This is a genomic window from Curtobacterium sp. MCLR17_054, from assembly GCF_003234335.2.
GTDB classification, from domain to species: Bacteria; Actinomycetota; Actinomycetes; order Actinomycetales; family Microbacteriaceae; genus Curtobacterium; species Curtobacterium flaccumfaciens.
This window is the reverse complement of record NZ_CP126263.1, coordinates 2,188,168-2,201,078: the sequence shown is the minus strand read 5'-3', so window position 1 is coordinate 2,201,078 and position 12,911 is coordinate 2,188,168. Positions and strand designations below refer to the sequence as shown.

Genomic DNA, 12,911 nt, shown 5'->3' with positions numbered 1-12,911 from the left:
GCCACGACCGAAGGACCACCCCGCATGAGCATGACCCCGGAGCAGGCCACCTGGTTCGCCGACGTCGCAGGCCGCATCGTGACCAACGTCGAGCAGGTGCTCCTCGGGAAGACGTTCGTGATCCGCCTCGCGGTCACGGCGATGCTCAGCGAGGGGCACCTGCTCCTCGAGGACGTCCCCGGAACGGGCAAGACGAGCCTCGCCCGGGCGATGGCGCAGAGCGTGCAGGGCACCACGAACCGCATCCAGTTCACCCCCGACCTGCTGCCGGGCGACATCACCGGCATCAGCGTCTACGACCAGCGGACGCAGGAGTTCGACTTCCACCGCGGGCCGGTCTTCGCGAACATCGTGCTCGCCGACGAGATCAACCGTGCGAGCCCGAAGACGCAGTCCGCGCTGCTCGAGGCGATGGAGGAGTCCGCGATCACGGTCGACGGCGTCAACCACCGTCTCGCCGCGCCGTTCATGGTCATCGCGACCCAGAACCCGATCGAGCAGGCCGGCACCTACCGTCTGCCCGAGGCGCAGCTCGACCGCTTCCTCATGAAGACGTCCATCGGCTACCCCGACCACGCCGCGACGGTGAAGATCCTCGAGACCTCGTCGGCTCCGTCGGCGTCGGTCCCGCTGGCGAGCGTCGTGCCCGCCGCGACCATCACCGAGATGGCCGCCCTGGCGCGCACCGTGCACGTCGACGCGGTGATCGCCGACTACGTCGCGCGCTTGGTGGACGCGACCCGCTCGGCGAGCGAGGTCCGGCTCGGCGTCAGCGTCCGTGGGGCGATGGGCCTGATCCGTGCCTCCCGTGTCCTCGCGGCGCTGAGCGGTCGCCACTACGTCACGCCGGACGACGTGAAGGCACTGGCCGTCCCGGTCCTCGCGCACCGCCTGGTGCTCGACGCCGAGGCCGAGTTCGACGGCGTCAGCGCGCCGAGCGTCATCGCGCAGCTCCTGGTGGAGACCCCGCCGCCCGCCGACCGAGTCACGACGTGACGGACCGCCGGCCCGTCTCCACGCGCTCGCGCCGTCCGTCCTCGACGCGGTCGCGTCGTGGCACGACGGCGTACGAGCGCACGGGGACGGTCACCGGCATGACCAACGTCCGGACGCGCATCGTCGGTGACCGCGAGGGCGTCGCAGCGGATGCGGTCATCGGGATCGTCCGGCTCTGGGCAACGGCCTGGAGGCTCGTCCTGCGTCTCTGGGGCGAGGTCTCGTCCGTCGTCACCGGGCTCGGGTGGACGGTCGCCGCCCTGACGCTCGTCGCGTTCGTGACCGGCTACCGGTTCGGCCTGCGGGAGATCGTCGTCGTCGGGTTCGCCGGCGCCGTGCTCGCGGTGGTCGCCGCGGTGGCGTTGATCGGCCGGTCGCGGCTGGCGATCCGGATGCGGCTGCCGCAGCACCGTGTGGCGGTCGGCGACGACGCCGGCGTGATCATCACGGCCGAGAACCCCACGCGTCTGCCGTCGGTGCCGACCACCGTCGAGGTCCCGGTCGGATCCGGCCTCGTCGACGTCGCCATCCCGGCCATCGGGCCGCACGGCACCTTCGAGCGGGAGGTCCCCGTCCCGACGCTCCGCCGCGGGGTGCTCGACGTCGGTCCCGTGACGGGCGTCCGCGCCGACCCGGTGGGACTCGTGCGCCGCGAGCTCGTCTGGACCGCCCGTGAGCAGGTCATCGTGCACCCGCGCACCATCGCGATCCCGTCGACGAGCACCGGCTTGGTGCGCGACCTCGAGGGGCAGGCGACGACGGACCTGTCACCCGCGGACATCGCCTTCCACGCCATCCGCGAGTACATGCCCGGCGACGACCCGCGCACCATCCACTGGAAGTCGACCGCCAAGTCCGGCGCGCTCATGGTCCGGCAGTTCGAGGACACCCGTCGCTCGCACCTCGTCGTCGCGCTCGGCATCGCCCGCGGTGAGTTCGCCGACGACGAGGAGTTCGAGCTCGCCGTCAGCGCGGCCGCGTCCCTCGGCGCGCGGGCGATCCGCGACGGCCGTGAGGTCTCGGTCGTGGTGTCGCAGCGCACGCCCGAGTTCGCGAAGCGTGCCGTGTACGCCGTGCGGACGCTCCCCACCGTCACGCCGACGCGCCTGCTCGACGACTTCGCCTCGGTCGGCCTCGCTGACGCGTGCCTGCCGATCGCCGAGGTCTCCCGGATCGTCGGGAGCGACACCGAGGGCATCTCCGTCGCGTTCCTCGTGGTGGGGTCGACCGTCGGCCTGCCCGCGCTCCGACTCGCCGCCACGCGGTTCCCCGTCGGGGTGGAGGTCGTCGCGGTGATCTGCGAGCCCGAGGCCCAGCCGCGGTTCCTGCGCGTCGCGGGTCTGACGGTGATGACCATCGGCTACCTGGACGACCTCCGGCACGCCCTGCACCGATCGGCGTCGGCAGCATGAGCGCCGCACCCGTGACCACCCCGGCCCCGGCACCGGACCGGGCGAGGCGCTCGACCCGGCGGTCCGACCGTCGCGACGCACGGCGGCTCGTGCCGTTCCGGCTCGCCGGCGGCACGCTGGCGGTCTGGCTGTTGCTGGCCGTCGCGAGCACGTCCTGGTGGCCGGTGTACCGGGACGGCGCGATGATCACCGCCGCGGTGACCGCGATCGTCATCGGGACGGTCGTCGCGCTCCTCGGCACCCTGTTCCGGCTCCCGACGGCCGTCGTGGCGATCGCGACCGTCGCCGCCTTCACGCTCACGGGCGTCCCCGCCGCCGTGCCGAATCAGGCCAACGGCCTGCTGCCCACCGGACGCGGCCTGCTCGACCTCTTCGCCGGCGTCGCCCTCGGCTGGAAGCAGCTGGTGACCATCGGCCTGCCGGTGGGCTCCTACGAAGCGCTCCTCGTGCCCTACTTCGTGACGCTGCTCGTGGCCACGGTGACCGCCGTGAGCGTGGCGACCCGCGCCTCCAGGCAGGAACTCGCGAGCATCCCGGCACTGGTGCTCTTCGCGGTGGGGGTCGTCGTCGGGCCGAGCCGGCTCGACACGTCGATCGTGACGGCGGTCGTCCTGGTCGGCCTCGCCCTCGTCTGGGCGCTGACCGTGCGGCACGCGCGTCGCGCCGTCGCGGTGGCGACCACTATCGGTGCACGCGTGCCGGTCGCGCGGTCGATCGTCCGCCCCGCCCTCGTGGGAACCGGCACCATCGTGGCCGCGGCGGTCGTCGCGACCGGACTCGGCCTGGTGGCACCTCCGTCGGGTGAGCGCACCGTCGCACGCACCGACGTCGTGAAGCCGTTCGACCCACGCGACTACGTCAGTCCGCTCAGCGGGTTCCGCGCCTACGAGGAGTCCACCGCCTCGGACGCGACCCAGCTCCGGGTGACCGGCCTGCCCGAGGGCGGGTTCGTCCGCATCGCGACGCTCGACACCTACGACGGCGTCGTCTACCGCGTCGGCGGGACCGACGGCTCGGCTGGCTCGGGCACCTTCGAACGTGTGCCGACCGCGGTCGACGTCCGTGGCGTCCGGGGCACCACAGTCGACGTCGGCGTGACGGTCGACGGGTACCGCGGGGTGTGGCTGCCGACGGTCGGTGACCTGGAGCGCGTGGAGTTCACCGGGCAGGACGCCGACGACGAGCGCGGCGCCTTCTTCTACAACGGGTCGACCGGCACCGGCGCCGTGGTCGGCGGAGTGGGGGACGGCACGTCCTACGACCTGACGGCGGTGCTGCCCGACCAGCCGACGGAACGGCAGCTGGCCACCGCGCGCCCGGGGAGCGCCGCCGTGCCCACCGCACGGGACGTCCCCGACGCCGTGCGCGACACCGTGGAGTCCACGACGAAGGACGTGTCGGCACCCGGTGCGAAGCTCCTCGCCGCGGTGCAGTCCCTGCAACGGAACGGGTACGTCAGCCACGGTGTCGGCGACGACCGGATGAGTCGGTCCGGTCACGGTGCCGACCGTGTCCAGGAGCTCCTCACCGCACCCCTGATGATCGGGGACCAGGAGCAGTACGCCGCGGCGGCTGCACTGATGGCGGACGAGATCGGCTTCCCCGCACGGGTCGTGATGGGCTTCACGGCCGGGGGAGACTCGGGCCGCGACGGCACCGCAGCGCCTGGCGGGACGACGACCTTCCGTGGGTCCGACGTCACGGCCCGCATCGAGGTGGACACCGCGCAGTGGGGATGGGTGATGCTCAACCCCAACCCCGAGGTGCGCGAGATCCCGAACGAGCAGCAGCAGACCCCGCAGCCGGTCACCCGACCCGAGACGGTGGTGCCGCCGCCCCCGGTCGACCGGCAGGACCAGGACCAGCAGACGCCCCCCGAGAGCGACCGGAACACGCCGCCGGTGCAGCCACTCTGGCTCCAGATCCTGCTCGCGGTGCTGCCCTGGGCCCTCGGGACCCTCGGCGTGGTCGCGCTCGTCCTGCTGCCGTTCGCCGTGATCGTGCTGCTGAAGCGACTGCGGCGCCGCCGACGGCGGAACGCCACCACGCCCCGCGGCCGCATCGTCGGCGCCTGGGACGAGTACCGCGACGCACTGCTCGACCGCGGGCACGACGTGCGGCAGGCAGCAACCCGACGCGAAGCCGTGGTCGGTGCACCTGGCGACGGTGGCACCGGACTCGCCGCGCTGGCCGACCGTGCGGTGTTCGGTCCGAGTGACGCCGACCAGACCACCGCCGACCGCATGTGGGCGGCGACCGACGACGCGATCGGTTCGCTCCGGACAGGGCGGACCAGGCGGGAGCGGTTCCGCACCGCCGTCTCGCTCCGGTCCCTGCGGGGAACGGGACGCCGTCCGACGGCACGGTCCCGTCGGAGGACCGACCGCCAGGCTGCGTCGGGGCGCGGCGACTACGATGTCCAGAGGCCGGACGAGCGTCGTGGACGGCCGAGTGAGGACAGAGGCACCACGTGATCAGATGCGAACACTGCGGATCAATGCTCCCGGACGGAGCGATCTTCTGCGGTGAGTGCGGTCGCGCGGTCACCGCCGCCGCGAGCCGTCGCCCGGTCGCGCCGACCCCCGTCGAACAGGCACCGCCGCCACCGTTGCAGCAGCCCGACGCCCACGGCCGACGGTCCGACCCGGCTTCCGACGCCTGGTTGCCCGAAGCCACGCTCGATCCCGCCACGCGTGCGTGGCTCACCGGTGCCGACCGTCGCGGGACCGAACCGCCGGCACCCGTGCCGGTGCAGCGTCCCGACGACTTCGCGCCGCGCCAGGCCCCCTCCCACGTGCACGGTGCCGGGTCCGGGCTCGAGGACTGGTCGGGTGCGCCGGGCGATTCCGAGCCTGCCCTCGATCCCGACGCGTACCCGTCCGAACCCCTCGATGCCGACGACCCCGAACGCACGCGGATCGCCCCGGCTCCCGGTCGCCCCGAGACGCCCGAGGACCCGATCCGCGATGCTCCGTCGTCGGTGTCGGACCAGGCGGTGCGACAGCCCGTCAAGTCCCAGCCCGTCGAGCCCCAGCCAGTCGAGCCGCCGCCCGCTGCCGAGCCCTCCGTTCCGGTGTGGGCGCCGCCCGCTGCCACCGCACCCCCGGCGGCACCCGCCGGTCCGTCCTGGTGGGTCGGTCGCGGTACCCCGGCTGCCGCGGCGCCGGCCGATCCGGTCGTCCCGCCGATGCCGGGAGCACCCGCCGAACCTGCTTCCGAACAGGACGCTGCGGCTCCTGCGCCCGACGAACACGGCGCACAGGAACCCCAGAACGCACAGAACGCACAGGACGCACAGGACGCGCAGGAACCCCGGGACGCACAGGACGCGCAGGAACCCCGGGACGCACAGGGTGCCCGGGACGCCTCCGAGCCGGAGCCCGACGAGGCGATCGTGGCCGCGTCGGAGACGAGCGCCACCGACGATCAGCCGGCCGTGGTCTCGCCCCCGCAGCCCGGGGACACCGCCGTCGAGCCGCTGATCGACCGTCGACCGCCCCGTCCGGCCCCGCTCGTCACCCCGGGCATGCACGAGACGACCATCTGCCACGTCTGCGGAAACCGGCTCGAACCCGACGACATCTTCTGCGGCGAGTGCGGAGCCGTCCGTCCGGCGGTCACCGCGGCCTTCACCGGCCCGGTCATGCCGCTGCCGATGACCCGACCCGACTGGGCCGCCGAGGAGCCCGACGGGCCGCAGGCCGCCGACGCGGGCAATGCTGCGGACGAGCCGGACGAGCCCGACGCGGATCCGGCCGTGCCCGCGGGTCCGAACGAGTCCGACGAGCGCGCTGCAGGCGACGAGCCGGACGACGAGATCCCGGTGGACGACGAGTCCCTCCGCGCCGAGGTCGAGCAGTCCGATGCCGGCCGACGTCCCCGCGGGGCGCACGCTGCCCCGGTGACCCAGCCGGATCCGCCGACCGAGGCGTCCGCCGTGCCGCACGCGCCGATCCCGCCGGTGCCCGGTTCCGCCACCGTCCCCTCCTCGGCACCGTCCGCCGACACCGCGGGCGTGCCCTCCGCTGCACCGCTGCCCCCGATCCCGGGAGCGACCGGACCCGCGCTGCCGCTCCCGCCCGTCGACCGGTCGGAGTCGCCCGCAGCGGCCGGCGCGCTCGACGACCTCGACGAGGACGTCGACGAGACCCGCATCGTCGCGAAGACCCCGACCCGGGCACCGTTCGTGCTGCACTTCAGCACGGGCGAGCGGCTCGGCGTCCACGGCACGGGCCTGCTCGGCCGACTGCCGCGAGCGCAGCCGGGGGAGCGCTACGACGACCTGCTGACCGTGCACGACCCGGGCAAGTCCGTGTCGAAGACGCACCTCGAGCTCGGCCGCGACGGCGACGACCTGTGGGTCTCCGACCGGTTCTCCGGCAACGGCACGGTGGTCCGGCACATCGACGGATCGATCCGCCGCTGCGAGCCCGGTCGCCGGTACCGCGTCGAGCGTGGTGCCCGCGTCGACATCGGTGAGCAGTTCTTCCTGGTGCAGTAGGCGACTTCTCCACAGATCGGGTCCCGGGCCAGCGCTGAGCTGCTCGTTCCTGGTGCGATGGGGGCATGTCCCGGTTCACCGCACGTTGCGTGATCGTGGGGGCCGCGGTCGCGCTCGTCGTGGCCGGGGTCCTCGCGCCGATCAGCGGCGCGGGGCAGGGCGTCCTGCTCGGCGCGGGTGCGTGCTGCGCGCTGGTCGACGTGGTGCTGCACCGTTCGGCCTCGCCGGACCCGGTCGCGGTCGTCGCTCCGCGCGGACCTGACCAGCCCGCCGAGCCCGGACCGCTCGGTTTGCCGGAAACGCCGACGGGCACCGTTCCCGAGGACGGCGACGGCACGCCGGCACTCGTCCTCGGGCACGGTCCGGGCGGCCGCGTGGTCCGGGTCGACGCCGCGTCCCACGTCGTGGTCGTCGGTGCCGGAGCACTCGCCGTCGCGGTGTACCGCGGGCTCGCCGAGCAGCTCCGAGCCGCTGCCGTCCACACCGACGAAGATCTGCGCTGGGCCGCTGCTCCCGAGGTCATCGACGCCGTGGGGACCAGCAGCGCCGATCCAGCCCCGAGCGCCCGGTCAGCGAGCACCCGGGCAGCGAGCACGCTGTCAGTGCACGCCCTGCCGTCGGGGACCTCGGTCGCGGTGCGGATCGGTGCCGACGGCCGACCGCACGGCTCCGTGGTGCTCGTGGCCGGACTCGGATCGGCGCCTCGTCAGCGGGACGTCACCGTCGAGGTCTCACGGTACGGCTGCTCCGTCCGTCAACCCGACGACCACGCGGTCGTCCGGGTGTCCCCGGCGCTGCCGGTCCTCGTCCCCGACCCGGTGAGCGCCGATCGATGACCAGCTCCGATCGATGACCAGCGCCGACGCTTGATCAGCGCCCACGCTCGACCAGCGCCGAGCAACGATCATCGCAGCCCGGCCCCGACCCGCACCACGCCGACGGGCACGCCACCACCGAGCACCCGCTCACCCGTCGCCTCGAGCACCTCGGCCACCCCGTCCGACGCCACGAGCCCGTTCCGCTCGAGCAGCGCCAGGGCCGCCAGGGTGCCGGCCCGCTGCGAGCCGTCGAGCACCTTCACGGCCACGGCCGCACCTCCGGGCAACCCCATGACCATGACGCCCTCGGCACCGAGCTTCGCCAGCACCTGCAGTCGCTCGATGGTGACCGTGTTCGCGCGTCCGACGCCGTCGATCGCCCACGGGTGCGCCAGGACCGCGTCGGTCAGCGCAGCGGAGTCGTCGTCGGCCCGTGCCACCACACCGGCGAACCCGCGTGCCAACCCCGTCAGGGTGAGCGGGAACACGGGGGCGCCGCAGCCGTCCGTACCGACCAGGTCGACGGTCTCGTGCGTGTACTCCTCGACCACGGAACGCACCCGCTGCTGCAGCGGGTGCTCGATGTCGAGGTACGTGGCCTCGTCCCACCCGTTCACCCGGCAGGCCGCGAGCATGCCGGCGTGCTTGCCGGAGCAGTTCATCGCCAGGCGACGGGGGCCGTCCATCGTGCGGGCGGTCCCGCGGTCGAAGGGCATGTCGGGCGGGCAGCCGAGGTCGGATTCGACGTGGTCGAAGGACTCGAGCATGTGCAGGGCGAGCGCCTGGTGCGCCGCAGTGCCGGCGTGGCTCGCGGTGGTGAGGACGAGTTCCTCGTCGGAGAACAGCGCACCGGCACGTCGGACGGCCAGGGCCTGGAACGGCTTCATGGTGGAACGCGGGTAGATGCTCGCGGTCACGTCGCCGACGGAGTCGATCACGGTGCCGCTCGCGTCGACGACGACTCCGGCGCCGACGTGCCGGCTCTCGTCGAACCCTGAGCGTTCGAGCACCGCCAGCTCGACGGAACCGTCGGCGGTGAGAGGATGGCGATCACTGCGGACTTCGGGGCTCACCGTCATGCCGCCATGCTAGCCAAGGCGAAGGGGCGCACCCGTGCACGACCACTCCTACGAGGTCTCCGTCAGCTGGACCGGCGACCGCGGGACCGGCACCTCCGGGTACCGCGACTACGGACGCGAACACGTGGTCTCGGCGACCGGCAAGCCCGACGTCCCCGGCTCCGCCGACCCGACGTTCCGCGGGGACCGTGACCGCTGGAACCCCGAGGAGATGGTGGTCGCGGCGCTGGCCCAGTGCCACATGCTCAGCTACCTGCACGTCGCGGTGACGAAGGGCTTCACCGTCGTCGACTACCAGGACACCGCGACCGCGTCGCTCCGCCTGAACCGCGACGGTTCGGGTGAACTGACCGAGGCGACCCTGCACCCGGTCGTCACCATCCTCGAAGCCGACCGGGCCGCGGACGCCGAAGCCGCACACGTCACCGCGAACGAGCTCTGCTTCATCGCGCGGTCCGTGGCGTTCCCGGTGCACCACGAGCCGCAGCTGGTCGTCCGACCTGCGTCATTGGCAGGGGACTCTTCGACAGGTGGGGCAGACTAGGTCCTCGTGAAGCGTCTCCGCCTGCTCCCGATCGCCATCGTCCCCGCCGTCGTGCTGGGACTCGCCGCCTGCTCCGGCTCCGGTTCGAACGGGTCCTCGGCCTCGCCGACCCCGTCGGCCAGTGCCACGGCCTCGGCGATCACCTCCTGCCCCGACCCGGGCAAGTCGTCAGACGCCATCAAGGCGACCGGGTCGTTCGGTGGTCCGAAGGCCCCGACCGTGAAGTTCTCGTCCGGTCTGTCCGCGAAGACGCCGCAGGCCACTCGCCTCGTGAAGGGCAAGGGCGCGGCGCTCGACGAGGGCGACTACGCGCAGGTCTCCTACAGCGTGTACGAGGCATCGGACGCCAAGAAGCTCGGCACCGTCGGCTTCGACGAGGGCAACCCGCAGGTGCTCTCCGTCGGCGGATCGGGCTTCGGTGCGCTCCTCGCCTGCTCGAAGGTGGGCGACCGCGTCGCCGCGGTCGGACAGTCCTCGGCACTCGGCTTCAACACCGGCGGTGAGATCGTCGTGGTCGCCGACGTCGTCGCGCAGACCCCGACCAAGGCGACCGGCACCCCGCAGGACCAGGACCCGGGCCTGCCCACGGTCAAGGACAAGGCCTCGGGCGAGCCGGAGATCACGGTCCCCGATGGTGTGAAGGCGCCCACGAAGACCACGGTCGAGGTGCTCAAGCAGGGCGACGGCACCGAGATCGCCGACGGCGACACCGCACTCGTGCAGTACAAGGGCGTCGTCTACGACACCGGCAAGGAGTTCGACTCCTCGTGGTCGAAGGGTGTCCCCACCACCTTCACCGTGTCGGAGAGCGCGCTCATCAAGGGCTTCGTCACCGGGCTCGTCGGGCAGAAGGTCGGCTCGCAGGTCCTGATCGTCGCCACGCCGGAGGACGCCTACGGCGCGAACCCGCAGGAGGGCTCGGGCATCCCGAAGAACGCCACGCTCGTCTTCGTGGTCGACATCCTCGCCAAGGGCTGACCGTGACGGACGGCCGCCTCGGCACCACCGGTCCTGATCGTCGGCGCATCGTCGTCCTCGGCAGCACCGGCTCGATCGGCACCCAGGCGCTCGACGTCGTCGCCCGCAACCCCGACCGGTTCGAGGTCGTCGGGCTCACCGCCGGCAGCAACCGCGACCTCGTCGCCGAACAGGCCGCCCGGTTCGGCGTCCGCGACACGGCGTTCGGCGCGGCCGACTCGGAGCAGCTCGTCCGGAGCGTCGAGGCCGACGTCGTCCTGAACGGCATCACCGGCTCGGTCGGCCTCGGCCCGACGCTGGCGGCGCTCGAGAGCGGTGCCGTGCTCGCCCTCGCGAACAAGGAGAGCCTGATCGTCGGCGGCTCCCTCGTGCAGCAGGCCGCGGCGCCCGGGCAGATCGTGCCCGTGGACAGCGAGCACTCCGCCATCGCGCAGGCGCTGCGCTCCGGCGCCGACGCCGAGGTGCAGCGGCTCGTCCTGACGGCGAGTGGCGGTCCGTTCCGTGGGCGCACCCGCGAGCAGCTCCGCGACGTCACCCCCGCCCAGGCACTGGCGCACCCGACCTGGGACATGGGTCTCGTCGTCACGACGAACTCCGCGACCCTGGTCAACAAGGGGCTCGAGGTCATCGAGGCCCACCTGCTCTTCGACGTGCCGTACGACCGCATCGACGTCACCGTGCACCCGCAGTCGATCGTGCACTCGATGGTCGAGTTCGTCGACGGTTCCACCATCGTCCAGGCGTCGCCGCCGGACATGCGTCTGCCGATCGCGCTCGGCCTGGCCTGGCCGGACCGGGTGCCCGGCGTCGGCGTGCCGCTCGACTGGTCGGCCGCGAGCACGTGGACGTTCGAGCCGCTCGACCAGGACGCCTTCGGCGCCGTCGCCCTCGCCAAGCGGGTGGGCGAGCTGGGCGGGACGTTCCCGGCCGTGTTCAACGCCGCGAACGAGCAGGCCGTCGCCGCGTTCCACGCTGGCGCGATCGGTTTCCTGGACATCGTCGACACGGTCGAGCGCGTCGTCGAGGAGCACACCGCGGGGGAGCCGTCACTCGACGGCGTGCTCGCGGCGGAGCAGTGGGCCCGCACCGCTGCGGACCGCGCGCTGACCCGCTGACGGGAGTCGCGCCTCCCGTCCGACGCGGAGGCGGCAGACCGCGGACGTGACGCACCGGCCTGGAGGCCCAGCTCGCCTCTCAGACGGCGCTCGGCTCCGTCATGGAATCAGTCCCGTACTCTTTCCCGGTGACCGTCGAATCCGTCCTGCTCTTCGTCCTCGGCGTGGTCGTCTTCATCATCGGCCTGCTGGTCTCGATCGGACTCCACGAGCTGGGGCACCTGTCCTTCGCGAAGCTCTTCAACGTCAAGGTGACGCAGTACTCGCTGGGCTTCGGCAAGGCGATGTGGTCGTTCACGCGGGGTGAGACCGAGTACGGGATCCGCCCGATCCTGCTCGGTGGGTACATCTCGATGGTCGGCATGCTCAAGCCGCGCGCCTCGGGCCGGGCGAACGCCATCACGAACACCGGCATGTACGGCGCGTTCGTGCAGGACGCCCGCCAGGCCAGCGCCGAGCAGATCGCGGACTCCGGCGGGGACGACTCGCGCGCCTTCTACCGCCTGACGCCGTGGAAGCGGATCATCGTGATGGTCGCGGGCCCGGCGATGAACCTGGTGATCGGCATCGTGCTGTTCGGTGTGCTGCTGTGCGGGTTCGGGGCGCCGACGACGACCTTCACGTCGAGCGTCGGGTGCGTGCTGCCGAACAGCCAGACGACCGAGTGCTCGCCCGGCGACGCGGTGTCCCCGGCGAAGCAGGCCGGCATCGAGTCCGGCGACGTCGTGCTCTCGGTGAACGGCGAGCAGGACCCCACGATCACCCGCGTCTCCGAGGTCTTCCAGGAGTCCGCCGGTGAGCAGGTCACCGTGGTCGTCGAGCGCGACGGTGCCCGGAAGACCCTCGAGATCACCCCGACGACCGCCACCCGCGACGTCTACGACGCCGAGGGCAAGGTCGTCAAGAACGACGACGGCACCACGAAGACCCAGCGCGTCGGCGTGGTCGGCGTCAGCATCGGGCAGTCCCTGGTGCGGCAGTCCCCGGCCGAGGTGTTGCCCGCGACCGGCGCCCAGATCGCGGCGTCGGCGCACCTGATCATCGACCTGCCGCAGCGCCTGGTCGCCGTGTGGAACGCCGCGTTCGGTGCCCAGGAGCGGTCGCAGGACAGCCCCGTGTCGGTGGTGGGCGTGGGCCGCGCGATCGGCGAGGTCTCGTCGATGAGCGGCGTCCCCGTCGTCGACAAGGCGTACACGATCCTCGGGCTGCTGGCCTCGCTCAACATCGGCCTGTTCGTGCTGAACATGGTGCCGCTGCTGCCGCTCGACGGCGGACACATCGCTGGTGCGCTCTGGGAAGCGATCAAGCGACGGTCGTTCAAGCTCGTCGGCAAGGCCGATCCGGGGCCCATCGACCTGGCGAAGACGATGCCGCTGACGATGGTCGTCGTGGTGCTGTTGGCGGGGATGAGCGCGCTGCTCATCTACGCCGACATCGTGCGGCCGGTGAACCTGTTCGGGTAGTCGCT

Annotated in this window: 10 protein-coding genes; 9 read left to right on the top strand and 1 reads right to left on the bottom strand. The window is 72.6% G+C overall.

Annotated elements, in window-relative coordinates:
- Positions 1-24 precede the first annotated feature (24 nt).
- From DEJ08_RS10500 to DEJ08_RS10480, 5 genes are all read left to right on the top strand, one after another.
- Entirely contained in the window at positions 25-996 is a 972-nt protein-coding gene (locus DEJ08_RS10500; RefSeq protein WP_027465773.1) for an AAA family ATPase, read from the top strand.
- A gap of 98 nt (positions 997-1,094) precedes the next feature.
- A complete protein-coding gene (locus DEJ08_RS10495) occupies positions 1,095-2,408 on the top strand; it encodes a DUF58 domain-containing protein (RefSeq protein WP_071404615.1) in 1,314 nt (437 codons plus the stop codon).
- A complete protein-coding gene (locus DEJ08_RS10490; protein WP_111053980.1) occupies positions 2,405-4,882 on the top strand; it encodes a TgpA N-terminal domain-containing protein in 2,478 nt (825 codons plus the stop codon). The genes DEJ08_RS10495 and DEJ08_RS10490 overlap by 4 nt, the downstream gene beginning before the upstream one ends.
- The gene (locus tag DEJ08_RS10485) at positions 4,879-6,909 is read left to right on the top strand and encodes a zinc-ribbon domain-containing protein (RefSeq protein ID WP_349775350.1); all 2,031 of its coding nucleotides are present in this window, start codon (positions 4,879-4,881) and stop codon (positions 6,907-6,909) included. The genes DEJ08_RS10490 and DEJ08_RS10485 overlap by 4 nt, the downstream gene beginning before the upstream one ends.
- A 65-nt stretch (positions 6,910-6,974) precedes the next feature.
- Positions 6,975-7,745, top strand: coding sequence for a hypothetical protein (locus tag DEJ08_RS10480; RefSeq protein WP_111053978.1), 771 nt, complete (start codon positions 6,975-6,977; stop codon positions 7,743-7,745).
- Positions 7,746-7,813: 68 nt separating this feature from the next.
- Here DEJ08_RS10480 and DEJ08_RS10475 read toward each other — a convergent pair whose 3' ends face one another.
- On the bottom strand, positions 7,814-8,806 hold the full coding sequence (locus tag DEJ08_RS10475) for an asparaginase (RefSeq protein ID WP_111053977.1): 993 nt from the start codon (positions 8,804-8,806) through the stop codon (positions 7,814-7,816).
- Positions 8,807-8,840: 34 nt separating this feature from the next.
- Between DEJ08_RS10475 and DEJ08_RS10470 the strand changes: the two genes are divergently transcribed.
- From DEJ08_RS10470 to DEJ08_RS10455, 4 genes are all read left to right on the top strand, one after another.
- Entirely contained in the window at positions 8,841-9,350 is a 510-nt protein-coding gene (locus DEJ08_RS10470; protein WP_111053976.1) for an OsmC family protein, read from the top strand.
- 6 nt (positions 9,351-9,356) lie between these two features.
- A complete protein-coding gene (locus DEJ08_RS10465; RefSeq protein ID WP_071404621.1) occupies positions 9,357-10,328 on the top strand; it encodes an FKBP-type peptidyl-prolyl cis-trans isomerase in 972 nt (323 codons plus the stop codon).
- Between the two features lie 2 nt (positions 10,329-10,330).
- Complete coding sequence (dxr, locus tag DEJ08_RS10460) at positions 10,331-11,443, top strand: 1-deoxy-D-xylulose-5-phosphate reductoisomerase (protein WP_111053975.1); 1,113 nt, start codon at positions 10,331-10,333, stop codon at positions 11,441-11,443.
- Between the two features lie 128 nt (positions 11,444-11,571).
- Complete coding sequence (locus tag DEJ08_RS10455) at positions 11,572-12,906, top strand: M50 family metallopeptidase (RefSeq protein WP_181438933.1); 1,335 nt, start codon at positions 11,572-11,574, stop codon at positions 12,904-12,906.
- Positions 12,907-12,911 lie beyond the last annotated feature (5 nt).